Genomic DNA, 25413 nt, shown 5'->3' with positions numbered 1-25413 from the left:
GTTTATATTTGCACCGTTAATTTGGAAACTTGAAACACTGTAAAAGTTTCCGCAAGAGGTTTGAGGAAGCTATAAACTCAATAAAATCAAATATTTATGAAGACAACATGGACTTTAGATTCGACACAATCAGATGTTTTAATAAAAATGAGACATTCGATAATTGCTTATTTAGGAGGGACAACGAATAAATTTGGCGGTTATGTGAATATCGAAGACAATGAAATTGAAGATGCGTCGGTTGAATTTTCACTAGATATAAATAACAAAAACGAAAGCTTTCAACAAATAGATACTTATTTGCAGCTTCAGGATTTTTTTGATGTAGACGAGCATCCTATCATCAGCTTTAAATCGACTTCGTTTCAAAAAGTGAATAATAATATTAACTTTTTTAAAGGTGACTTAACTATAAAAGATGTGACTAAAGTTGTAGAACTTGATGCAGAATTTATTGGCGTTAATACTTATAATGGAGAGCGAAAAGTTGCTTTTGAAATTAAAGGAGATATTAGACGTCAAGATTTTGGACTTGACTATAATTCATTTAATCATAACGGAGGTTTAGCATTAGGCAAAGATATTAAGCTGATTGCAAACTTAGAATTCAGTATATAAATCTTACAGAAAGTGTAATTTAATGTAAAATTATTACAAATATAATGGAAACTATTTTTTAGATTTTAGTTTCCTGAGTATATTTGTGATGCAAGTCGGAAAATTAAAATGAAAGAGAAAATTATTTCGAAAGCCAGTGAGCTTTTTTTAAAGCTTGGTTTTAAGAGCGTTACGATGGATGATATTGCGGGTGAAATGTGTATTTCGAAAAAAACGATTTACAAGTATTTCTGTAATAAAGAAGTTTTGATTGCAGAAAGTACTTCGACGGTTCATAAACAAGTGCATGGAATAATCGACACTATTGTGGCTAAGAACTTCAATTCGATTCAAGAGAATTTTGAAATTAGAGAGATGTTTCGTGATATGTTTAAAAACAATACAGACACATCGCCAATCTATCAGTTAAAGAAACATTACCCAGAAATTTATCAAAATGTATTGTCGTACGAAATCGACCAATGTACACAGTATTTTAGAGAAAATATCGAAAAAGGAATCCGTGAAGGTTTATATCGCCCCGATTTAAATATTGACATTTATGTGAAGTTTTATTACACTTTAATTTTTCATATAAACGAAACAACTGTCTCTGAAAGAGAAGCGCAGGAAATAGAATTGGAAGCTTTGGAGTATCATACCAGAGCAATGGCAACAGAAAAAGGAATAGCTGAGTTAGAAAAACAACTCGAAAAAGTTAGAGCATAATCATCAATCCAAAATAAATTTTAACTTCATATGAAACGAATAGTTCTTATATTTTTGTGTACAATTGGCCTATCGGTCAATGCGCAAGTAACAACTTTAACCTTGAAAGACGCACTTAATTATGCGCTTCAAAATAAAGCCGATGCTAAAAAAGCAAAATTACAGGTTGAAAATAGTGAGTACAAAATTCAGGAAATACGTTCTAGAGCATTACCTCAAATTTCTGCTAACGGAAATTTAACTCATAATCCAATAATTCAAACAACAGTTATTGACGGAGCAGGATTTGGTCAGCCTGGAACTACTATTCAAGCGGCATTTGGTCAAAAATGGACATCAACAGCAGGAGTTTCTTTAACTCAGGCAATTTTTGATCAATCTGTTTTTACAGGATTAAGAGCGGCAAAATCTACTCGTGAATTTTATCAAATAAACGATCAGTTAACAGAAGAACAAGTAATTGAAAGAGTGGCAAACAACTATTATTCTGTATATGTACAAAAAGAAAGATTGGTTTTGTTAGACAGTAACTATGTTAATACTACAAAGGTTCGTGACATTGTAAAAGGACAGTTTGATAACGGTTTGGCTAAGAAAATTGACTTGGATCGTATTGTTGTAAAAATGTCAAATATCGATACAGAGCGCCAGCAGATTAAAAATCAAATTACATTACAGGAAAATGCTTTGAAGTTTTATATGGGTATGCCTATTGAAACGGTAATCGATATGCCTAAAGAAGAATTTGAAGTGGTGCCTGCTGCGTTAACTGAATTGCCAAATGTTGAAAACAGAACAGAGTATTTGCTTTTGAAAAAACAAGAAGAACTTTTAGTATTCAATAAAAAAGCGGTTGAAGCAGGATATTATCCAACACTTTCATTGACTGCTGGTTACAATTATATTGGTCAAGGTCCGCAAATGCCTTGGTTTGCAAAACCTAAAGATGGTGTGTACTGGTCAGATTTCTCTGCAATTGGATTGAATTTGCATGTGCCAATTTTTACAGGTTTTGGAACTCGTGCAAAAGTAAGACAAGCTGATGTAGAAATTAGATCACTTCAGGAAGATATTAAAGACACTAAACTTTCACTTGATTTAGATTATAGAAATGCAATGGCTCAAATTGACAACAACCTTGTAACGATCCAAAACCAAAAAGAAAATATGCGCTTAGCGACTGAGATTTTAAGCAATACAAAAAATAATTATCTTCAAGGATTAGCATCATTAACAGATTTACTGGATGCTGAAAATGCATCTCTTGAAGCTCAAAATAATTTTACAAGAGCAGTTTTAAATTATAAAATTGCCGAAATATCTTTAATCAAATCAAAAGGCGAACTTAAATCTCTTATTAAATAACTAATTACAATGAAGAAAACTATTATAACAATCGTAATCATAATCGCAGCACTGGGGGCGATTGGGTATGTCTTAAATAATAATAAGAAAGAAAATAAAGAAAAAACAGATATTGTTGCAGAAAAAAATGCAGCAGTTTCAGTAAAAGTTTCACCGGTAAAAACAGAAGAAGTTTCATTAGATTTTGTTGCAAACGGAAATTTTCAACCTATTCAAGAATTAACATTCTCAGCAGAGAAATCTGGAAAAGTAATCAGCGTTTTGGCTAAAGAAGGTGATTATGTACGTGTAGGTCAAACATTGCTAACCATGAGAGGTGATGTAATCAATGTAAGTGCACAACAAGCACAAGCAGCATATCAAAATGCAAAATCTGATTACAGCCGATACGAAAATGCTTTTAAAACTGGCGGTGTTACTAAACAACAATTAGATCAGGCAAAATTAGCTTTAACAAATGCTGAGTCTAACCTTAAACAAGCAAATATCAATGTTGGTGATACTAAAGTAAAAGCGCCGATCAACGGTTTTATCAATAAAAAATACATTGAGCCGGGATCTATCTTAACAGGTATGCCTGCAACTGCATTGTTTGATATTGTAAATGTTTCTAAACTAAAACTTATTGTTACTGTAAACGAAAACCAAGTAACAAGTTTAAAATTAGGAGATCACGTTAATATTACTGCAAGTGTATATCCTGACAAAACTTTTTCTGGAAAAATTACTTTCATTGCAGCAAAAGCTGACGAGTCTTTAAACTTTCCTGTTGAAATCGAAATTACAAATAACACTAACAACGATTTAAAAGCGGGTATGTACGGAACTGCAAACTTTGCATCAAAACAACAAAAACAAAGCATGATGGTTGTACCTAGAAATGCGTTTGTTGGAAGTGTAAGCAGCAACGAAATTTTTGTAGCTGAAAATGGTATTGCAAAATTAAGAAAAGTAACTGCAGGTAGAATTTTGGGTGATAAAGTTGAAGTTATCAATGGTTTATCTGATGGAGAAAAAGTAATCGTTACAGGACAGATTAACTTACAAGACGGAAATACAGTAGAAATTATTAAATAATTATTGGCTTTAAGCCGTAAGTTATAAGCTTTAAGCCCTTTAAAAAGCCTGAAGCCTATAGCGTACAGCCTACAGCATAAAGCAACAAATATGAAATTAGCCGAAATATCCATAAAACGTCCGTCGTTAGTAATTGTATTGTTTACGATTCTAACACTTGGTGGATTGTTCAGTTACAGCCAGCTAGGCTACGAGCTGATCCCAAAGTTTGAACAAAACGTTATTACCATTTCTACCGTTTATCCTGGAGCTTCTCCGAGTGAGGTTGAAAATACTGTGACCAAGAAAATTGAGGACGCGATCGCATCCTTAGAAAATGTCAAGAAAATTGACTCTAAATCGTACGAGAGTTTATCGATCGTATCGATTACATTAACATCAAACGCAAAAGTCGATTTCTCTTTGAATGATGCACAGCGAAAAATTAACGCAATCATCAGTGATTTACCAGATGATGTTAAAACGCCGGCATTGACAAAATTCTCGCTGAGTGATTTACCAATTATGACGCTTGGTGCTAACGGAAAAATGGACGAAGCAGAATTTTATGACTTAATTGACAAAAAAATTGCGCCTATTTTATCTCGTGTACAAGGTGTTGCTCAGGTAAATATTATTGGTGGATCAGAGCGTGAAATTCAAGTAAATCTTGATGCAGTAAAAATGCAGGGTTACAACTTGTCAGTTCCTCAGGTACAACAGAATATCTTAACGTCAAACTTAGATTTCCCAACAGGAAATATCCAAACTCGTAATCAAAAAATATTAATTCGTTTAGCGGGTAAATATAAAAGTGTTGAAGAATTAAGAAACTTGGTAGTTTCTTCTCAAAACGGAATACAAGTTCGTTTAAGTGATATTGCTGATGTTCAGGATACGCAGAAAATTGCGGAGAAAATATCACGTGTAGATCAAAAAAGTGCGATCGTTTTACAAATCGTAAAACAATCTGATGCAAATGCAGTAGCGGTAAGTGAGCATTTATTAAAAACAATTGCAACTCTTGAAAAAGATTATAAAGAAAATCAACTAAAATTAGAAGTTGCAAAAGACAGTACAGTATTTACACTTGAAGCGGCAGATTCTGTAGTACACGATTTATTAATTGCAGTAGTTCTTGTTGCCTTTGTAATGTTGTTCTTCCTGCACAGTATTAGAAACTCATTGATTGTAATGGTATCTATTCCTGCATCGTTAATTGCTACATTCATTGGTATTTATTTAATGGGATATACTTTGAACTTAATGAGTTTATTAGGATTGTCTCTAGTTGTAGGTATTCTGGTCGATGATGCGATTGTGGTATTAGAAAATATTTACAGGCACATGGAAATGGGTAAAAGCAGAATTCGTGCGTCTTACGACGGAACTGCTGAAATTGGTGGTACAGTAACTTCTATTACATTAGTAATTGTCGTGGTATTCTTGCCAATCGCGATGAGTTCTGGTTTAGTATCTAATATTATTACACAATTCTGTGTTACCGTAATTATCTCAACGATGTTATCATTGTTGGCTTCATTTACAATTATTCCTTGGTTGTCATCTCGTTTCGGGAAATTAGAGCATATTGAAGGGAAAAATTTATTTGGAAGAATCATTCTTGGTTTCGAAGAGTATTTAACACGTTTTACAAACTGGGTTTCTCATTTGTTAACTTGGTGTTTAGATCATTATATCAAAACATTTGCTGTTGTAATTGTACTTTTCTTAGTTTCAACAGTTGGATTAATGGGCGGAGGTTTCATTGGAGGAGAGTTTTTTGCATCATCTGATAGTGGAGAGTTCTTAGTTCAAATCGAAATGCCAAAAGATGCTTCGTTAGAACAAACCAACTTCATGACTCAAAGAGCAGAAGCATTCCTTAAAAATGAAGAATATGTTCACAGTCAAATTACGACAGTAGGACAAACCAGTGAAGGTTTTGGAGCATCGCAGGCTACAGCTTACAAAGCTGAGATTGACGTAAAAATGATCGATCAAAAAGATCGTAAAGATGATGCATCAGTTTATGCGGCAAAAATTAAACGTAAGCTTGAAAAAGTATTAGTTGGAGCAAAAGTAAAAACGGTACCGGTAGGTATTTTAGGAACTGCTGAAGATGCAACGTTAGGATTAATTGTAACAGGTCCGTCAACAGAAAGCGCGATGGCATTTGCAAAATTAGCAGAAGCTGAATTACGTAAAATTCCTGGAACAACAGAGATCAAATTGACTGTTGAGGACGGAAACCCTGAAATCAACGTAAAAGTAGACCGTGATAAAATGGCTGCTTTAGGATTAACACTTCAAACAGTTGGTTTAACAATGCAAACTGCTTTTAGCGGAAACACAGATGGTAAATACAGAGCTGGTGAATACGAATATGATATCAACATTAGATACAATGCATTCGACAGAAAAAGTATTACTGATGTAAGTAATTTGATTTTCATAAACAATGCTGGACAGCAAATTAAATTGTCGCAGTTTGCAGATATTACAGAAGGTTCTGGACCTAGCCAGTTAGAGCGTAGAGACAAATCAGCATCTGTAACTGTAAAAGGGCAAAACGTTGGAGTTCCTTCAGGAACAATTGTTGGAATATGGCAGGAAAAACTAGACAAGCTGAAAAAACCTGTTGGAGTAAACTATATTTGGGGTGGTGATATGGAGAACCAATCTGAAGGATTTGGTACTTTAGGAATCGCATTATTAGCTGCAATTATTTTAGTTTATCTTGTAATGGTGAGTTTGTATGACAGTTTCGTGCATCCATTCGTAGTATTGTTTGCAATTCCGCTTTCGTTCATTGGTGCGATGCTTGCCTTGGCATTAACAAACAACTCATTAAATATCTTTACCATTTTAGGTATCATCATGTTGATTGGTCTGGTGTGTAAGAATGCGATCATGCTTGTCGATTATACCAATCAGCGTAGAGCAGCTGGAGAATCGATCAGAACAGCGTTGATTCAAGCAAACCACGCTCGTTTACGTCCAATTTTGATGACAACAATTGCGATGGTATTTGGTATGTTCCCAATTGCATTAGCATCTGGAGCTGGAGCTGAGTGGAAAAACGGTTTGGCTTGGGTAATTATTGGAGGATTAATTTCTTCTTTATTCCTAACCTTAATTGTAGTTCCAGTAATTTATAATATCATGGAGAAAATTATTCATAAATTCTCTAAAGGAGAAAAAATCGACTACGAAGCTGAAATGTTTGCAGATTACGTGCCGACAGAAGTAAGTGAAGACGGTTTCAATCCGAAACACACCCATTAATTGTTGATTTAATTTAGATTGAAAAAATCCCAAATTCCGAAAGGAGTTTGGGATTTTTTATTTGACTTTTTTGAAGATTGGAATTTTATTTCAAATACACATAATGATTAAAGTAATCAATAATTGCTTTTCCTTCAAGTAAAACATCGGCGCCAATAATACCGTGAACAGGTTTTGCTTTGTACGATTCTAACGCTTCATTTACGTGCGAAAGATCAAAAATTACAATGCTGAAATTTTTCTTTTTCCAGCTTCCTAATTGTAAATGATTGTGTGCAGAAATTTGCGTTGCCATTCCGGTTCCACCCGCACCAGAAGCTTTCGTTTTAGATTTTTTTGCAGCCAGTTCAAAACGTTCGATACTTTCAAAACCAATACAAGTATTTGATGCGCCTGTATCCAAAATGAAATTTCCAGAAATACCGTTAATCTTAGCCTTTATAGAAAGATGCTGCGTTTTGGTAACTTTGAATTTTATTTTTTTGTAGTTCTCTTTTTTGAGAACCTCGTGAAGATTTTCCATTTTCGATGCTGATTGAAAACCAAAAATAAGCCAATTACAATCAAAAAGCTAATCACATAATAGATATAATTCCCATATTTTTCTTCTCCCGAAATAGAGCCGTAATACACAAAAGAACTCCAATAATAAGGAGATTTCTTTGCATTCGGAATCGATTTGTCATATAAATATTCTCGTTTTGCATTTGTGTTGGCTTCGAAATATGAAAAATTATTTTTGACGTTTTTATAAAAGTCAGTCATAAAAACCGAAGTTGTAAAATCATTCACCTTCCATAAAGAAAACATCAAATTTTGTGCACCGGCAAATTGAAAACCTCTTGCAACACTCATCGCGCCTTCCGCTTTATACAACTTTCCAATTCCAGTTTCGCACGCACTCAAAACCACTAAATCAGGATTAATGTGCAGATTATACAATTCTGAATATAAAATTTCCTGATCGTAAAATTTGATGCTTGCCGGAGTTTCAATATCACCCGAAGAAGCATGTGTGCTCAAATGTAAAATGGAATAATTTGAAGCATTATTTTTGAAATTGTTAAATGTAGCATCAGCGTTTTCTAAATATTTTCCCTTAAAATTATTTCGAATCGATTCCATTTCTTTCTTCGAATAACGCAATTCAAATGATGATTTTTCGAAAACCGGAAAAACACCCAAAACCGTTTTATCTGATTTTAAAACAGGTTTTGAATTCAGATAAATACTAGCCGATGTGTTATAAGCAATCTTAAAATCATTCAGTAAATAATGCATTTTGGCAAAATTTGTTGTATTTGATTCTTGTGTAATTAAAGCTTCGAAAGGAAGAAAATTTAAAATGCCGTCAGGAATTATTATTAGGTTTTGATAAACGGAATTATTTGGCAGTTTTAAAATATCGAATACCTGCTTACCACATTTTTTATAGCCGGAAATGTCATTTGTAATAGCGTTTGCATCATTAAAATAATCTACAAATTGTACAATTTTAGGAATCGATGTGTGTGAAGTATTAAGACGGTTTAAGCTAATTGTGTTATTTTGTAAAGTAAAGAAATATTGATTTTCAAATCCCATGAAATAATAAACCATTACGGCTTTATCATTTTCTAGTTTCGAAAAAAGTCCTTTTAAATCACATTTCTCAGGAACATAATCAGCATTTTTAAGCTGTACTTTTTTCAACGAAATCATGAATTCGTTTTGCTTTTTTATAAAATTATTTATTCTTGAAATATTGGCTGAATTTCCTTTTTGCTGCTCTTTTATAATAGCATTATTGAGATTTTGAAGTTCTTGCAAAAGCTGTTTTTCTTCTGCCGAAGCATTTTTAAAATTGGATCGATAACGTTGCAAAATACCCGATTTCGTTCTTTCAGAAAGCTGAAAAGCTTCTTCTAGATATTGCATTTTATTTTCTTTTTTAAACAATTCAGCATAGATCGAAATACATTTTTCGGTACGGTTTCGAGATCGCAGCTGCATTAGAATTTTTGAATTTTCGTAAACCAGACTGTTCATCAATAAATCTTCGATGTAAAAAGAAAGGTCAAAAGCTTGCAGCGCTTTTTTAGGTTGTTTAAATTTCAACATTTCGGCCTGTAAATCGAGTGCGTCTGCCAAAACTGTTTCTGCATACAATTGATTTTGGTTTGGAAGTATGTTTTTTGAATTGTAATTAGGAATTAAAGTTTTAAAAATCCTTGTAATTTCGTTTGAACTTTCGTCATATTTTTGTTCATCAAAAAACAATAAAGCCTTTTCATAATAGAGTTTCGCCAATTTTCTAAGCTGCTGATTTGGAGTTTCTAAAAACAGTTTTTCCGCCTTTTGCATATAAAAATCAGCCAAATCAAATCGCTGCCATTGTCTGTTCATCGAAGCCAGATTGCGATAAGAATTAGATAAAGTTTCTGATTGTCCTTTTTCTTTTTCGAGATTTTTTATCGAAGTTTCAAAAGCCTTTTCAGCCTTTTTAAGAATTTCAGGGCGCAATAAATTCTCTGTAGAACTTAGTAAATAATTGTTTCCAAGATTATTCCACAAAATTCCTTTTTGCAAATTCGATAATTTTTCTGTTTTTAGAGTATTTTCTAAAAGTTCAATTGCCATAAAAATTTTACCAGAACCTTGATACACATTAGATAAATTCAGAATGGCGGCAAATTTTTGTTTTTGTGCGTCAGGATAAATTTTAGAAGTATTTGCAATAAAATAATATTGTTTTATAGTATTCTCAGCGCTATCGTAATCGCCCAAAACAGTATACAAATTCCCTAAAGGTTTCAGGCAGAATTCAATTATATCATAATTGCCCAGTTTGTGTTTTTGAAAAACCTGCCATGCTTTTTCATAACTCGAAACTGCATTTTGCGTCAGCCCAAACAAATTTTCATAATATCCTTTATTGCAGTTTAAAACCACAATTGCCAGTAATTCGTCTTTAGTTTTTGGATTAGGATTTTTCCAAAAAGCAGCTTCAACATTAGAGAAATCCTGTATCGCTTTTACAGAAGGATGAGCCGTAAAACTATCAACCGCATTGTAAATTTTATCTTCCTGATTCTGTCCAAAAACAGTCAGATTTATAAAAAGAAAGATTAAACCAAATAAGCGATATAAGTTCATATTAGTTTGTTGCGTATAGTTTTAAAGTTTTTTCGCCACGAATTCACGAATTAATAAAAAAAAATTCATGGCAAACTCTGAGCGAATCTTTGTGTAATAACTCTAAAACTTCCAAATTCCATAAACCTGAAAATAATTAAAATTCTGTTCAAAATTAATTACATAACGCGCGCCCAAACTTGGTCCAATTCTGGCAAAACCCGCCGTTAAATCAAATAGCAGCCCGGTATTAAAATTAGCAAAAGAATTTTTAACTGTATTCGTTGCTGTTTTCGTATCAATTAAAATCAGTTCCTTTTCACCTTCAAAAGTTTCTACTTTTATATTTTGATGTTGTTCTGACGAAACATTTATATTAGCCTGAATTCCTGCGCCAATACCAATATAATTATTAATGTTGTAGCGAATTAAAACAGGAACTTCCCAATTGATGTTTTTATTTTCGGTTGTAGTAGTTGTGCGCTGCAATTGTCGTACTCCGTTTGCATTGACACGAGTTTCATTTACAATATCGACCGCGCTGTTGTATTGATTTAAAGCATTTATCCATTCAACCTGCCAGTAAAAGCGATACGACTTAAAAGGCGAAATTGTTGCACCCACAAAATAACTCGTCGATTTATCTAAATCAGGATAAAAATTATAACCTGCTTTTGCGCCAATCGAAATTCCAGGCAGGAATCGAGTAGTAGCATAGTTAGTAATTATAGGTTCATTTTTATCAAAAATAATCGAAGTTCTGCTTTTGGTTTTTACTTTATGAAAATCCTCGCCAAATTTCATCGAGTATTTTACGAAACCTTTTGTACTGTCTTTTTCCTTTACATTTTTTTGCTCCGTTCCCGGCAGATAAATATTCTTAAACGTAAAAATAATTTGTTTCTGTTTAATAATCGTATCAAGGCAGCTTACTGTTGGTTCTTCGTCTTTTGGGCAAATAGGACATTCTGGATACATACTTTCAATTTGAAATGTTTTCTTGTCGAACATATCAGGAATATCAGTTTCTAAACGAATTTTTCTTGCGGGACCTTCACCATTATTTTGAAAACGAGTTTTAAAATTTACCCTTTTAAAACGCACCAATCTGTAATTCATAAAACTTCCGTTAGATCCCATTTTGTTTGGATCATGAGAGGTTACAATTTCCATTTCAAGATTTTTAATCTTATGATTTTTATAACTTCGATTTGGAACAAAAATACCGCGCATTGTAACTGTTGCGCTAGTATCTTTTATCATTTCAGGAGTCGTTTTAAAAGTATAAAAAACATTTCGGGTTTCACCCGGATCAGCATTATCAAATTCTAAAACCGAAACATTATGATACGTTTTATGTGCATCTAAAAGCGAAGCATCAAGATCCTCTTCCGTTGTAGTGTTTCGGTATTTTTTAAGATTGAAATTACTTTCGGCCGCAGCTGTAAAATTATTAGAATCATCAAGATCATCGACCGCAGCGACCAAGTTTTCTTTTATTTCGCGCTCGTCTGCATAAGTTCTAAAATCACTCAATTCAAAGTTATTGTGCTTAAACTGTTTCTCGTTATAAAAAAGATACAGTTTACCGCTTGAAACATAATTTTCTAGATTTTGGTAACTTACCACAACTACCATTTCCTGTTCTGGAATTGGATCGCAGTTTTTCAAAATAGCAAAACCATTTTGATCAACGATAGAAGCAATATCTTTATAATTATTATCCGTAACATCATTTACAGCCACTTTTTTCGGACGTGTTGCGGGAGGTTTTCCGTTGTCATAATTATTAGTAACAGCAAGTCTTGTGGTATATGTTCCTTTCTTTTTATAAACATGTTTAGGCTCAGCTTCTTTACTGTAGTGACCATCGCCCAGTTCCCATAAATACGAATAACTTGGTTTTGGCGCACCCGCAATAGGAATTAGCGGCGGCGTTTCGGGCTTAAAAGTAACAGCATTTCCATTTTGGATAAAACCAATAGAAGCTCTTCGGGTTATGGTGTCTTTTACTTTGGTTTGTCCAATCGCGAAAACGGTAAATAAAATAAAGAAAACAGACGTTATTGGTTTCATAACTAGAGAGTTTTTAGTTTTAAAATCGTCAGGGTAAATTTTGAAACAAGATTAAATGTAAAAAAAAGTGATGAGCAAATCACCACTTTCTCTTAAAAAAAGTAATCGTAAGTTACTGGATTGCATTGATCGCCGCTACCAGCTGCGCCTCCGTGCCCACTGTTGTTTCGGCAAGAGTAAAAGTATAAACGTCGTTTGCAGCAACAGTTACAGCCTTAATTGCATAACGCCATTGACCATTAGCTTCAGTTGCAAAAATCACGTGGCATTTTAAACCAATTGGAATTTGACCATAATGCTCGCTGAATAATCCTGCAGAAGTATAGGTATCTAATTTTGCAAGAGCATTTGTTCCTTCACCATCATAAGATAAATACACAGCACTATTTTCATTATTATAACCTTCAGGAGCTTTTACCAAAAGTGTTGTTTTTGGTCTTGGATCACTGTAAAAACGGTCGACATTTGTCCACCCAAATTTTCCAAAAGTAACGTAATAATTTGCACCTTCGCCTTGTACGCCGCCTTTACCGCCAGTTCCATCAGCATTTGGTTTAGGCTGTTCCCAAGCTAGTTCTCCGCGCTCATCAATTACGCCATCCCATAAAGTCATGGCATTGTCTAAACCATTTGTTAAAGCCGTTGGAACAACTAAATTCATGTAGCAGGAAGTTTTTAATTCAACACCGCCTTGAGTAGCTTTAATAAAGAATTCTCCGCCCGAAATCAAAAGGCTTTTCTTGCCGTCAGGCATAACTCCCATAGTCGGTTTATTAGAAATCAGCATATTTCCTTTATCAAAAAGTTCGACGTATTCAATATCAACCTGTCCCGTTACAGGACTTCCGTTTTTAGTTAAACAATCTCCGTTTAAAGTTAATTTTACTCCTTTTGCAGATGTTAATGTTACTACACCGGTTCCTGCAGTAATAGTAAAATTTTGAGTATTTTTTTTAAGACCTTTTTCGCTGATGCTTTTAAAAGCGGAAGCAGTTGGCGGCAAAATAATATTTTGATCATCGCCATCGCTGGTGTCGCAGCTTACAAAAGAAATTAGTAAAAGGAATAAAAGTCCGATTTTTTTAAAATTTGTGTTCATAATTTCTGGTTTTAATGATTATTATATTGATAGATGTTCGAGGTCAGAATTTTGTTACCCCTGATTTTGATTTTTTTTAATTTTAGGCAGACAGGCATTTGTCTTCAAATAGATTTCCATCTTCATCAACTGCGACCAAAATGTTTTTTTTCTGCGAAAGCGTTATGATTAAATAAATCCAGACAACAGACCAAAGGCCCAAAGTGAGACAGGTAAGAAATAAATGCAAAGTATGTTTGACCGCTTTTTTCTCTCTAGATAAAACCACATAAGGCAGTTTTTCATTATGCTCTACAATCACAAAACCATTTCGGGTTTTAGCAGAAATCATTTCGTGAAATTGATTCAAAGTTTTTTCAGAAGTAAATTGATACATTTCCATTTTTGCTTATTTTTTTATCCTTTAAAAAGATATTTGTTCCCTTATATCAAGTGCGCTAATCAATTGTTACCCTTTTATTTGAAATTCTTTTTTAACTTTATCTGATAAAAAGTTTTTTATGGATAAAAGCAAAGTACATCCGGATCAAAAGTATATTGAAGGACTTGCCTCAAACGATTCGGCAGTAATTCAGACCATCTACAAAAAGTTTGTTCCTAAAGTTGTTATGTTTATAATGAATAATTCTGGCGATAGAGATCAGGCTCAGGATGTGGTTCAGGACGTGTTGATTTTGCTTTTTAATCAAGCCAAAGCCAATGCGTTGCAGTTAACCTGTCCGTTTGATGCTTATTTCTTTTTATTGTGTAAAAGAAAATGGCTGAATGAGCTGAAAAAAACATCCAATAAAGGGGTAACAATTAATGAAGATGCAGTATCTATCAATGAATCTGCTTTAGAATTAATTGGACAGACCGAGGATTTTGACGAGAAACAACAGCTTTTTGATACCATGTTCCAGAAATTGGGAGATAAGTGTCAAGAATTATTAAAGCTCAGTTTTACGATCAAATCAATGGAGGAAGTGGCCGAAAAACTAAACGTAACTTACGGATATGTTCGTAAAAAGAAATCGTTATGCGTAGGTCAGTTAACGCAATGGATTCAGGAAGCAAAAAACTTTAAATCTTTAAAAAATAAGTAGTCATGAACGAAGAGCGTTACCTATTATTTGATCAATATCTTCAAGGCGAATTAACGATTGAAGCTAAAAATGATTTTGAAAAGCAACTGTTATCAGATCCAGAATTTGCGTCAGAATTTGAGACTTTCAAAAATACGCAGGTTCAACTGGCAAATAAGTTTGAATTTGAACAGGAGCGAGAAGCTTTTAAAGAAAATCTGACCAATATTTCAAACAAACACTTCAATAAGAAAACAAAAGTTATAGGTTTAAAACCGTGGTATTTTGCTGTTGCAGCTTCTATTGCAGTTCTTTTTGGGTTGTTCTTTTTTAATTACAGTCAAAATCCAACTTTTGCAGATTATAACAATCCTGAACAAGCTTTTTTTACGGAAAGAGGAACGGTTGATGCAACTTTAAAAGAAGCTGAAATGGAGTATAATGCAAAAAGATACAACAAAGCAATTCCGCTTTTTGAAACCGTTCTTCAAAAACAAAAAACGGCCGAAATACAATTTTTTTATGGCGTTTCGCTTTTAGAAGAAAGTCATTATATAAAAGCAGAAGCTGTTTTTGATGAACTAAAAGCAGGAACTTCAGTTTACAAAGACAAAGCAGTTTGGTATTTGGCTTTATCCAAACTAAAACAAAAAGAGTATAAAGCCTGTAAAGAAATTCTTCAGACTATTTCGCAGGATTATGAAGATTATGACGATGTTCAGGATTTATTAAATGATCTGGATTAGGCTGTAAATGCATAAAAAGAAGAGAGAGATTCGCAAGGAAATAAATACTTTGCGAATCTTTTTTTGTTTTATTTTCGGGGATATTAGTACTGTAAATGAGGTGATAAGAGGTGATAAATGAATTTATAATAGCAGTTTACGTAAAGCCGTAATAAAATTTAGAAATTAAAATCTAATTTCGATTTTTAATTTTATGCTATTAACCAACCCCAAAACTATTATTAATTTAACCATTGTTACTGAATGAAGAAAATTACTTTGTTTTTTCTTATTATTTTTTCACAAATCATTTTCAGTCAATCTAAAATTACAGAAACCGAAAAACTTGCGGCTGCTTGCAAAGTTTGGGGATTCTTAAAATATTATCATCCAAAAGCTGCTGGTGGAGAATTAAATTGGGATAACCAGCTTCTTGAAACTTTACCAAAAATAGAAAAAGCGCAAACGAAAGAAGAGTTTTCGCTGGTCTTGGAAAACTGGATAGATAATCTTGGACCAATAAAAGAGGTTAACCCAATTGTTATACCAAAAGAGGTCGAGCTTTTTGATAAAAATTTCGATTTAAGCTGGTTTAATAATAAGTTATTTTCTAAGAAACTTTCGAAAAAACTGAAATTTATTGAAGACAACAGATTTCAAGTTAATGAAGAGTTTGGACCTGGTTTTGATGGATTTAAAAACTTGAAAAATTACTTCAAATTAGATTACAATGATAAAAACGACAGGCTTCTAATGCTGTTTTCGTATTGGAATGTTGTCGAGTATTATTTTCCGTATAAGTATCTGATGGATCAGAAATGGGATACAACCTTAAACGAAGTATTACCTTTTGTTGTTCAGGCAAAAAATCCAGATGAGTTTTATAAGGCATTACGAAAAGCGGCAGTTAATCTAGATGACAGCCATGTTGAATTTTTTATATATCCATCTTTAGCAACAGGAAAAAAAGCGTCTTTTTATTTTCCGGCCGCAGGTAAAATTATCGATGAGAAATTAGTAATTACTGAGATTCTAGGAGACAGCCTCGCTGAAGCTGATAATATTAAAATAGGAACTGTAATTACTAAAATAAACGATAAGAGCATTAAAGAACTTCTGGAGGAAAAAAGAGAGGTCAAATGTGCTTCAAACGAAATTTCTTATCGAAACAAAGTTGCTGGAGAAATTTTAAGAAGTGAATCTGAAAATGTTAAAGTAGAATTTCTAAAAGATGGGAAATACGAAACAAAGTCAATGACATGGTTTAATTATCATGATTCACATCGAAATGAGTTTAAAAAAGGAGCTCAGAAAAAGAAAGATAAATTCAAACTTCTGGAGAATAATATTGGCTATGTAAACATGGGAGTTATAAAGCCAATACATATTCCAGATATGATTAACGGTTTAAAAGATACAAAAGCTATCGTTTTTGATATGAGAAATTATCCAAAAGGAACTTTTGAAGAAATTGCTAAATTTTTGAATCCTCAGGAAAAGGTCTTTTGCGTTTACACGATGCCATATCTGAATTATCCAGGACGTTATGAATGGACAAAGGGAAGAAATTGCGGTTCTGAAAATAAAGATAATTATAAAGGAAAAGTAATTGTACTGCTTAATGAAGACTCAATAAGTCAATCTGAATGGACAGCAATGTGTTTTCAAACGGCAGGAAATACAACAATTATAGGAAGTCAGACAGCGGGAGCAGATGGAAATGTTTTTGAATTTGATTTTTCAGGGTTTCATACCAATTTTTCGGGAATTGGAGTTTATTACCCAGATCGTAGAGAAACCCAAAGAATAGGAATTATTCCAGATATCAAAATAGAGCCAACTATTAAAGGAATTCAAGAAGGAAAAGATGAAGTTCTAGATCGTGCTTTAGCTTTTATTGAAATGGGAAAATAAATAAAGTATGCCTTCCTGAGCGAAGTCGAAGACCACATAAGCAATTAGAAAAGAATTGGGGGTCTATTTTTTTTGCGGGACTTCGACTTCGCTCAGGGCGACAAGCTTTAATAACATATTTGTAAACCTTTGTAAAAGTTTAAAACTTTCGCAAAGGTTTTTTTTTAAGTGAGTTTGTTTTTTCAGGAAAGTAAATCTGCTAAATAGGGATGCTTATTTTACACAATTGCGATTCTTTTAATATTGTCGTAATTTTGACAACTTTAAAAATATACAATTGAATTTGAAACCCATTATTACCGATACACACACCCATTTATATTCTGAAGAATTTGATCAGGATCGTGACGCCATGATTCAAAGAGCTATCGATGCCGGAATTACTCGTTTTTTTATTCCTGCAATCGACGCAGCAGCGACGCAGTCTATGTATGATTTAGAGCAAAATTATCCAGATAATATTTTCCTGATGATGGGTTTGCATCCAACCTATGTAAAAGATAATTATCTAGAAGAACTTGCACACGTAGAAGCGGAATTGTCTAAACGAAAATTTTATGCCGTAGGCGAAATTGGAATCGATTTGTATTGGGATAAAACGCACTTAAAAGAGCAGCAAATTGCTTTTAAAAGACAAATTCAACTGGCAAAACAATACAAATTACCAATCGTAATTCATTGCCGTGAAGCCTTTGATGAAATTTTTGAAGTTTTGGAAGAAGAAAAAGCAGCTGATTTATTCGGTATTTTTCATTGTTTTTCTGGAACCTTAGAGCAGGCACATCAAGCAATATCTTATAATATGAAGTTAGGAATTGGAGGAGTTGTTACTTTTAAGAACGGAAAAATTGATCAGTTTTTAAATCAAATTGATTTAAAACATATCGTTTTAGAAACAGATTCGCCTTATTTAGCGCCAATTCCGTACAGAGGAAAAAGAAATGAGAGCAGTTATTTAGTAAATGTAATTGCTAAACTCGCCGATATATACAACGTTTCTGAAGAAGAAATTGCTAACATTACAACACAAAATTCAAAAGCCGTTTTTGGTATTTAACCCACACCTTACAATACTTTAATTTTTTTTTTGTTCATTTGCCCACTTAAACAGATAAATAATAATGCAGAGATTTGATGCCATTCGACCGTTCTATGATTCCGAAATAAATGAAGCACTTCATGGTGTAGTCAATCATCCGATGATGAAAGCTATGATGAATTTTACTTTTCCGGATGTGGAAGATGAGGTTTGGAAGGAACAGCTTAAAAAAACACATTCAATTCGTGATTTTCAATGCAATTTTATTTACAATACAATTCAAAAAGTTCTAGAAAGAAGTTCTGAAGGACTTACAACTTCAGGCTTTGAAAAGTTAGAAAAAAACACCTCTTATTTGTTCGTCTCCAATCATAGAGATATTCTTTTAGATACAACTTTGCTTAATGTTTGTTTGTTCGAGCATGGTTTGGTTATGACAGCATCTGCAATTGGAGATAATTTAGTTAAAAAAGCATTTTTGTCAACCTTGGCAAAATTAAATAGAAACTTTTTGGTTTTAAGAGGATTAACGCCTCGTGAGATGCTTCAAAGTTCTAAGTTATTATCAGAATATATTGGACACTTACTGCTTCGTGAAAACCGCTCAGTTTGGATTGCACAGCGAGAAGGGCGTACCAAAGATGGAAACGATGAAACGAATCCAGGGGTTTTAAAAATGATTGGAATGGGTTCTGACGAAGAAAATTTAATGGATTATTTTAAGAAATTAAAAATCGTTCCAGTTTCGATTTCATACGAATATGACCCAACTGATGTTTTGAAAATGCCGCAATTAATGGCAGAAGCAAATAACGAAGTTTATATTAAAGAAAAAAATGAAGATTTCATGACCATTTTAAGCGGTATCATGGGAACTAAAAAGAGAATACATATTTCTGTAGGTGATGTTTTGAATACTGAAATTGATCAGATCGTTGCAGAAAATGACAATGCAAACAAGCAAATTCAGGCTTTGGCTCAAGTTATAGACGATTCAGTATTGAAAAACTATAAATTGTGGCCGACTAATTTTATTGCGTACGATATCTTGAATAAAACCAATACATTTTCTCATTTATACAAAGACAGTGAAAAATCGTTGTTTGAGCGTCGTTTAGAAATGCGTATCGGAAGCGATAATCCTGTTACTAGACAAGGTTTTCTTGCCATGTATGCCAATCCGGTTGTCAATAAATTAAAATATGGAGATGTCATCTAAGGCTAAAATACTTCTAATTTATACTGGTGGAACCATCGGTATGAGCAAAGACTTTGAAACAGGAGCGCTGAAAGCATTTAACTTTGGAAAGTTATTGCAAAAGATTCCTGAAATCAAACAATTAGATTGTGAAATCGAAACGGTTTCTTTTGAAAACCCGATAGATTCCTCTAATATGAATCCTGCGGAGTGGACAAAAATTGCAGAAATCATAGAAGAAAATTATACTTCTTATGACGGATTTGTAGTTCTTCACGGTTCAGATACCATGTCATACTCAGCTTCGGCATTGAGTTTTATGCTCGAGAATTTAGCTAAACCAGTGGTGTTTACAGGATCTCAATTGCCAATTGGGGATTTACGCACTGATGCAAAAGAAAACTTAATTACAGCAATTCAAATTGCCTCACTTCTAGAAAATGGGAAACCAGTAATTACAGAAGTTTGTCTTTATTTTGAATATAAATTATACAGAGGAAATCGTACCTCAAAAGTAAATGCTGAGCATTTTAGAGCTTTTACAGCGCCAAATTACCCTGAATTGGTAGAATCGGGAGTACATTTAAAATTAAACTCACATTTATTTCTTCCTGTAAATAAAAATGCAGATTTGATTGTTCACAAGAACTTAGACAATCATGTAGCAATCATAAAAATGTTTCCAGGAATGAGCGAAACTGTTTTGGCCTCGATCTTGTCAACTCCAGGTTTACGCGGAATTGTGTTGGAAACTTACGGCTCAGGAAATGCACCAACCGAGGATTGGTTTTTACATTTAATTGAAAAAGCGATTACATCTGGAATGCACATTGTAAATGTAACGCAATGTTCTGGCGGAAGCGTAAATATGGGGCAATACGAAACAAGTACTGCCTTAAAATCGCTTGGAGTTATTTCAGGAAAAGATATTACTACAGAAGCTGCAATTACAAAATTGATGTATTTGTTAGGTCATAATATTCCGCAAAACGAATTTAAAAATATCTTCGAAACGGCATTGCGCGGGGAGATTTCGTAGCATAAAATTTCAATATTTAAAATCCCAAATTCCAAAAGATAAAAATTGGAATTTGGGATTTTTTTATTGTTTTTTCTTAGTTAGTTTGTCATTTCGAAGAACGAGAAATCACACTTATGCATCGACAAAGATTGGTTCTTTCGCATGAGGAATTACTAGTGTGATCCTTCCTTCGTCAGGATGACAAGAGTGTCTATAATTGGAATTTAAAACTTAGAATTTTTATACGTTACAGGACAAGTCTCTAACTCTTCAGAAGCTTTATGTTTTTTGTAATACACATAAACAATTACAGAAAGAATACTGATTATACCTTGAATCGCGACCGTATTTCGAGTTCCGATAATGTGCGAAACATAACCAATTATCAAACTTCCCACAGGAATCATTCCCTGATAAGCCATTAAATAATAACTGATACTTCTCGAACGCATATTGACTGCACTTTGTGTTTGAATGTAAATATTTATAGATGAGGTTTGCGCCATCATACCTACGCCGCTCAAAGCCATGCAAATTAAGGCGATTGTTAAACTATTTGAGTAGGCGAGTATAATAATGCTAAAGCCTAATAATAAGCTCGCAGCGATCATTATTTTGCTCATATTGTCTGATTTTTTCAAATTAGCGAGATAAATTGCGGATATGATGGAGCCAATTCCAGCTGCACTTTCAAACCAGCTGAAAGTTTGTGCGTTACCGCTAAAAATATCTTTAGCAAAAACAGGCATCAAAGTATTAAAGGAAATTACAAACAAACTGCTGCAGGTTAACATTAAAAGCATTTTTGCCATTTCAGCTTCTTTTTTGATGTAATCAAAACCTTCAATAAAATCTTCGAGCATTTTAAATTTATCAACGGCTTTAATATGCGGCGTGATTTTCATCATCAATAAAGATATTAAAACAGGAATATAGCTTAGAAAGTTTCCAATAAAACAAATGTCTTCACCATAATTGTGCAGTATAATTCCCGCTAAAGCAGGTCCCGCAATTCGGGCAAAATTATTTAAAGTTGAGTTTAAGGCGACTGCATTAGGGAGATCTTCTTTATTGTCGACAATATCAATCATCATAGTTTGTCTGCAAGTCATATCAAAAGCATTGATAATTCCTTGAAAAAGACTTAAAGCCAGAATAAAATTGATGTTGTAAATTTTTAAGTAAATCAATAAAGCCAAAGCTCCCGCTTGAAGCATTGCTAAAGACTGCAATAAAATCATGGCTTTATGTCTGTCGTATCTGCCAATAATACTTCCTGCCAAGGGCGCTAAAAACAAAGATGGAATCATGCTTAAAAAAGTAGCTAAACCTAGCAAAAATACTGATCCAGTAATACTGTAAACCATCCAGCTTACTGCTGTTTTTTGCAGCCAAGTTCCAATAACAGAAACAGATTGTCCGTAAAAGAATAACTTGAAGTTTTTAGATTTTAACGCTTTAAACATAACCTGAAATATTTTTTTACAAAGTTCGGGATTATGATTTCATTAGAAAAATTAATAATTTTACTCATTATAAGTAGTAAAACTTATCAATATGGAAATTTATCAACTCGAATATTTTATTAAAACGGCTGAGGTATTGCATTTTACAAAAGCCGCCGAGTTGTGTTTTGTAACACAATCCGGGCTTTCGCAGCAAATAAAAAAACTGGAAGAGGAATTGGGAATGCCTTTATTTAAAAGGATTGGAAAAAAAGTACAGCTTACCGAAGCAGGTTCTGTTTTTTTAATTCATGCTAAAAAAGTGGTCGAAAATGTAGAAAACGGGAAGCAGGCGATTGAAGATTTAAACGAAATGATTGGCGGCGAACTTCGATTAGGCGTAACGTACATTTTTGGACTTTTGATTTTACCCGTTATAAATGCTTTTGCAAAAACGTACCAAAATTTAAAAATCGTAGTCGAATATGGTACAACAGAAGCTTTAGAGCAAAAGTTGATAACCAACGAATTAGATTTGGTTTTGGTTATTTCATCGCATGAAATTGAGCTTCCAATCCAGAAAGTACCTTTATTTACTTCAAATATGGTTATGGCGGTTTCTAAGTCACATTCGTTAGCTTCTTTAGATAAAATAGCTTTTAAGAAAATTGAAGATGTCCCGCTTATTTTACCCGGAAAAGGATCTAATTCAAGAGAATATGTCGAAGTGTTGTTTAAAAAATACAATATGAAGCCAAAAATCTCGATAGAATTAAATTCAATTCATGCTTTATTGCAAATGGTAGAAAACAGCGACTGGGCAACAATTGTAGCCGAGAAAGCACTAAAGGGCTGGGATAATCTTAAAGCCATACAGATTACAGGAGTTGTAACCAAACGCGAGTCGTATATGTTAACGATTGGAGGTTACCAGAAAAAGGCAGTAAAATTATTCATGGAAGAGTTTAGAAAAAGCATTTAAACTAATTTTGAGTTTTACTTTTGAAACTCGATTTTTTTTGTGTTCTTTGCAGACCAAAATAGAGAGGTGTCCGAGTGGTTTAAGGAGCTAGCCTGGAAAGCTAGTATATGGGTAACTGTATCGAGGGTTCGAATCCCTTCCTCTCTGCAAATTAGAAAACCCATGTGAAATTTTTTCACATGGGTTTATTTTTTGATAGAACTTACAGTTTAATCTCAAACAAGCTAAAAGAACCTTCTTTATAATGTTCCGGTAATTCGTTTGTCCATTCGATAGTGCTGATTCCTTTGTAGGTAAAACCACAGCTGGTGTAATATTTATTTATTCTCTCGTTGCCGCTGTGTGTATCAAGTCTAATGTATTCCTTGCCGTTTTCTTTGGCGTATTTCTTGGTCCAATCAATGATTTTTTTAACGTACGATTGCCCTCTAAACTTCGGGTTTGTAGCAATACGATGCAAATAAACTGCTGGATCTGCACTGGCTTCTTTCCAGATAATTAAATCGTTAAAAGTTAGTACAAATGTACAAGCAACTTCGTCTCCTTCTTTGATTATAAAATGACGATTTTCGGCAATTTCTTTTTCTATTAATGTTCTTTCAAAACCTCTCCAGCTTTTATTATTTACTGTTTTTTGGTAAGATGTAGCTTCGTTGTAAATATCGAAAACAGCATCAATATCTTCGTTTGTAGTTTTAAAAAATTCCATTATTGGGTTTTATTCTGTAAATTAATGAATCTTCAAAGGTAAATCTTTCAATTGCTTTGAATAGGCGAAAACCTTAATTTATGTTTTTTTTATCAGAGTTTAGCCAGACTACATTTTGCTCTGAGTTGTGATCTTGACCAATAATATCTTTGTATAATTCTGGTCTTCTAGCTTTTATGTAACGATTTCCTCCTGCCTGAATGCATTTTTCTGGAGTAAGTATTGCCGTTGCGAATGAATCATCAAAAGTGCGGCATTCTGCCAGAATATCCCCAAACGGATCAATAATCATCGAACAGCCGTTTTTTAGTTGGTCGTCATCCATGCCAATTGGGTTCGAAAATACGGTATAAATAGCGTTGTCGTAAGCTCTTGCGGGAAGCCATTTCATTAGCCAGTCACGGCCTTTCATTCCGTCAAATTCTAAACGTAAAGAAGTTGGGTCAGCTTCGCGGTTTTCCCAAAGCTGAGGTGCTACAAAACCAGCGCCAGGTCGGGTAGAAGGAGTACACATGGTTACGTGAGGCATGAAGATAATATCGGCGTCCAAAAGTTTTGTTGCGCGTACATTTTCGATAATATTATTGTCGTAACAAATTAAAATACCACATTTCCAGCCTTTAATTTCAAAAATACAATAGCGATCTCCTGCTGTTAAATACGGATTTATAAACGGATGCAGTTTTCGATATTTGGCGACTAATCCATTTTTATCTACGCAGACATAGGCTTTGAATAAATTGTCGTTTTCGTCTTTTTCAAAAAGTCCGGCTAAAATCACAATGTTGTTATTTGCAGCAATTTCAATCAATTTTAAAATGCTTTCTCCAGTCGGAATCACTTCTGCCAAGTCTATCATTTGTTCTTTTGATAAATTCCTTGCAAACGTATATCCGGTTATAGAACATTCGTGAAACGAAATTACATCACAGCCTTCGACAGATGCTTTTTGAGAAAGTTTTTCGATTACAGATAAATTATAGTTTTTGTCGCCGCTTTTGTTTTCGAATTGTGCGGTGGCTATTTTTAGATTTTTCATTTTGTATGCTATTAATTTTAGTCAAAAATAGCGACAGCAGCATTTTATAAATTGTATAAAACCGACATTTTAAAATGACAAAGGAGGAAATCTTTTTATAAGATTGTTGGTTAACTTTCCGTTGTTGTACATGTATTCGGTTGGAGTTAATCCGGTATGTTTTCTAAACTCTTTTATTAAATGCGATTGGTCTGAAAACCCGGCATCGTAACAAATGGTTGTCAGGTTGGTTTCGTTAGTTTTGTCTTTTAATAATTTTAGAAAATGATGCAACCTTACCACATTACCAAATTTTTTCGGATTCAATCCGACACATTCTTTGAACTTTCTTTCAAGATGTCTTTCTGTATAACCTGTGTGTTCAACTAATTGTTTTATTGTAAAATGCCCTTTATTGGCAGTAATAAAGTTTAAAGAATGGTTTACTAATAACTGATTTGAAGCTGTTTTGGAGGCGATTAATGATTTAAAAAAAGAATTAAGCAGTTCAACTCGCATTTGGTTGTTTTGTTGAAACAGGCTCTCCTGCAGCTTTGCCGCGTTTTTTCCAAAAACATCTTCAACAGGAATAATAGAGTCGTGAAATTCATTAGCTGAAATTCCTAATAGTTGATGTATTCCGTTGGGCTGAAAAACAACAATTATCAGCGTAATTTCATTTTCAGAATAAAGATCTTTATAACCGTTAAGTTGTCCGTATAAAAAAGAAGACGGCAGATAATCTTTTACCTCATATTTATTAATTCCAGAAATGAGTTTGCTTTTTGTAGAAAATACAAGTCCGGTATTTCCGTCTGAAAATAAGCGAAATTTTTGCACCGCAGTTTCGGTATTATCTAAAAAAAGATAATGCTTAATGTAAGGAGAAAGCTCTTTTGATGGCGAAACCTGCATAACTTTATTTTTAATCTGCTTTTTCAAGACAGTTTAATTTTTCCAAACAGCAATTGTTA

The 25413-nt window shown here is 33.5% G+C and carries 21 protein-coding genes and 1 tRNA gene; 13 read left to right on the top strand and 9 right to left on the bottom strand.

What is annotated here, in order from left to right:
* Nucleotides 1-96: 96 nt before the first annotated feature.
* The 5 genes from ACHRVL_RS01940 (at nucleotide 97) to ACHRVL_RS01920 (ending at nucleotide 7035) form a co-directional block, all read left to right on the top strand.
* On the top strand, nucleotides 97-618 hold the full coding sequence (locus tag ACHRVL_RS01940) for a YceI family protein (protein ID WP_089053712.1): 522 nt from the start codon (nucleotides 97-99) through the stop codon (nucleotides 616-618).
* 108 nt (nucleotides 619-726) lie between these two features.
* Nucleotides 727-1326: a TetR/AcrR family transcriptional regulator gene (locus ACHRVL_RS01935; protein WP_395409920.1), complete on the top strand. Its 600-nt coding sequence runs from the start codon at nucleotides 727-729 to the stop codon at nucleotides 1324-1326.
* A gap of 30 nt (nucleotides 1327-1356) precedes the next feature.
* Entirely contained in the window at nucleotides 1357-2691 is a 1335-nt protein-coding gene (locus tag ACHRVL_RS01930; protein WP_395409918.1) for a TolC family protein, read from the top strand.
* 9 nt (nucleotides 2692-2700) lie between these two features.
* A complete protein-coding gene (locus tag ACHRVL_RS01925) occupies nucleotides 2701-3768 on the top strand; it encodes an efflux RND transporter periplasmic adaptor subunit (RefSeq protein WP_089053715.1) in 1068 nt (355 codons plus the stop codon).
* A 90-nt stretch (nucleotides 3769-3858) separates the two neighbouring features.
* Nucleotides 3859-7035: an efflux RND transporter permease subunit gene (locus ACHRVL_RS01920; protein ID WP_395409916.1), complete on the top strand. Its 3177-nt coding sequence runs from the start codon at nucleotides 3859-3861 to the stop codon at nucleotides 7033-7035.
* A gap of 85 nt (nucleotides 7036-7120) precedes the next feature.
* Here ACHRVL_RS01920 and ACHRVL_RS01915 read toward each other — a convergent pair whose 3' ends face one another.
* From ACHRVL_RS01915 to ACHRVL_RS01895, 5 genes are all read right to left on the bottom strand, one after another.
* Complete coding sequence (locus ACHRVL_RS01915) at nucleotides 7121-7558, bottom strand: retropepsin-like aspartic protease (RefSeq protein WP_395409914.1); 438 nt, start codon at nucleotides 7556-7558, stop codon at nucleotides 7121-7123.
* Nucleotides 7510-10170: a CHAT domain-containing protein gene (locus tag ACHRVL_RS01910; protein WP_395409912.1), complete on the bottom strand. Its 2661-nt coding sequence runs from the start codon at nucleotides 10168-10170 to the stop codon at nucleotides 7510-7512. Before ACHRVL_RS01910 ends, ACHRVL_RS01915 begins: the two co-directional genes overlap by 49 nt.
* A 102-nt stretch (nucleotides 10171-10272) precedes the next feature.
* Nucleotides 10273-12225, bottom strand: a complete 1953-nt coding sequence (locus tag ACHRVL_RS01905) for a PKD domain-containing protein (protein ID WP_395409910.1) — start codon at nucleotides 12223-12225, stop codon at nucleotides 10273-10275.
* 112 nt (nucleotides 12226-12337) lie between these two features.
* Entirely contained in the window at nucleotides 12338-13324 is a 987-nt protein-coding gene (locus ACHRVL_RS01900; protein ID WP_395409908.1) for a hypothetical protein, read from the bottom strand.
* Between the two features lie 82 nt (nucleotides 13325-13406).
* Nucleotides 13407-13706, bottom strand: coding sequence for a hypothetical protein (locus tag ACHRVL_RS01895; RefSeq protein WP_395409905.1), 300 nt, complete (start codon nucleotides 13704-13706; stop codon nucleotides 13407-13409).
* Nucleotides 13707-13824: 118 nt separating this feature from the next.
* On the opposite strand from ACHRVL_RS01895, the gene ACHRVL_RS01890 reads away from it, so the two are divergent.
* The 6 genes from ACHRVL_RS01890 to ACHRVL_RS01865 all read left to right on the top strand — a co-directional run bounded on the left by ACHRVL_RS01890 (nucleotide 13825) and on the right by ACHRVL_RS01865 (nucleotide 20303).
* The gene (locus ACHRVL_RS01890; RefSeq protein ID WP_395409903.1) at nucleotides 13825-14409 is read left to right on the top strand and encodes an RNA polymerase sigma factor; all 585 of its coding nucleotides are present in this window, start codon (nucleotides 13825-13827) and stop codon (nucleotides 14407-14409) included.
* Nucleotides 14410-14411: 2 nt separating this feature from the next.
* Nucleotides 14412-15134: a tol-pal system YbgF family protein gene (locus ACHRVL_RS01885; protein ID WP_395409901.1), complete on the top strand. Its 723-nt coding sequence runs from the start codon at nucleotides 14412-14414 to the stop codon at nucleotides 15132-15134.
* A gap of 243 nt (nucleotides 15135-15377) precedes the next feature.
* Nucleotides 15378-17027, top strand: coding sequence for a S41 family peptidase (locus ACHRVL_RS01880; protein WP_395409899.1), 1650 nt, complete (start codon nucleotides 15378-15380; stop codon nucleotides 17025-17027).
* 277 nt (nucleotides 17028-17304) lie between these two features.
* A complete protein-coding gene (locus tag ACHRVL_RS01875) occupies nucleotides 17305-18084 on the top strand; it encodes a TatD family hydrolase (RefSeq protein WP_395409898.1) in 780 nt (259 codons plus the stop codon).
* A 64-nt stretch (nucleotides 18085-18148) separates the two neighbouring features.
* Nucleotides 18149-19285 carry a 1-acyl-sn-glycerol-3-phosphate acyltransferase gene (locus tag ACHRVL_RS01870; RefSeq protein WP_129052835.1) on the top strand — a complete coding sequence of 379 codons (1137 nt, stop codon included), beginning with the start codon at nucleotides 18149-18151 and terminating at the stop codon, nucleotides 19283-19285.
* Entirely contained in the window at nucleotides 19275-20303 is a 1029-nt protein-coding gene (locus tag ACHRVL_RS01865; protein WP_395409896.1) for an asparaginase, read from the top strand. Before ACHRVL_RS01870 ends, ACHRVL_RS01865 begins: the two co-directional genes overlap by 11 nt.
* A gap of 206 nt (nucleotides 20304-20509) precedes the next feature.
* On the opposite strand, the gene ACHRVL_RS01860 is transcribed toward ACHRVL_RS01865, so the two are convergent.
* Nucleotides 20510-21751: an MFS transporter gene (locus tag ACHRVL_RS01860; protein ID WP_395409894.1), complete on the bottom strand. Its 1242-nt coding sequence runs from the start codon at nucleotides 21749-21751 to the stop codon at nucleotides 20510-20512.
* Between the two features lie 91 nt (nucleotides 21752-21842).
* Here ACHRVL_RS01860 and ACHRVL_RS01855 point away from each other — a divergent pair, with 91 nt between their 5' ends.
* Nucleotides 21843-22712: a LysR substrate-binding domain-containing protein gene (locus tag ACHRVL_RS01855; RefSeq protein ID WP_129052838.1), complete on the top strand. Its 870-nt coding sequence runs from the start codon at nucleotides 21843-21845 to the stop codon at nucleotides 22710-22712.
* 60 nt (nucleotides 22713-22772) lie between these two features.
* Nucleotides 22773-22859 (top strand) — tRNA-Ser (locus ACHRVL_RS01850).
* 55 nt (nucleotides 22860-22914) lie between these two features.
* Here the strand turns inward: ACHRVL_RS01850 and ACHRVL_RS01845 are convergent.
* The 3 genes from ACHRVL_RS01845 to ACHRVL_RS01835 all read right to left on the bottom strand — a co-directional run bounded on the left by ACHRVL_RS01845 (nucleotide 22915) and on the right by ACHRVL_RS01835 (nucleotide 25381).
* Nucleotides 22915-23421 carry a GNAT family N-acetyltransferase gene (locus tag ACHRVL_RS01845; RefSeq protein WP_395409892.1) on the bottom strand — a complete coding sequence of 169 codons (507 nt, stop codon included), beginning with the start codon at nucleotides 23419-23421 and terminating at the stop codon, nucleotides 22915-22917.
* 73 nt (nucleotides 23422-23494) lie between these two features.
* The gene (locus ACHRVL_RS01840; RefSeq protein ID WP_395409891.1) at nucleotides 23495-24460 is read right to left on the bottom strand and encodes a nitrilase family protein; all 966 of its coding nucleotides are present in this window, start codon (nucleotides 24458-24460) and stop codon (nucleotides 23495-23497) included.
* A gap of 69 nt (nucleotides 24461-24529) precedes the next feature.
* A complete protein-coding gene (locus ACHRVL_RS01835; protein ID WP_395409889.1) occupies nucleotides 24530-25381 on the bottom strand; it encodes a helix-turn-helix domain-containing protein in 852 nt (283 codons plus the stop codon).
* Nucleotides 25382-25413: the final 32 nt, after the last annotated feature.

The organism is Flavobacterium sp. FlaQc-28 (assembly GCF_044007415.1).
Taxonomy (GTDB): Bacteria; Bacteroidota; Bacteroidia; order Flavobacteriales; family Flavobacteriaceae; genus Flavobacterium.
This window is presented reverse-complemented; position numbering and strand designations above follow the sequence as displayed.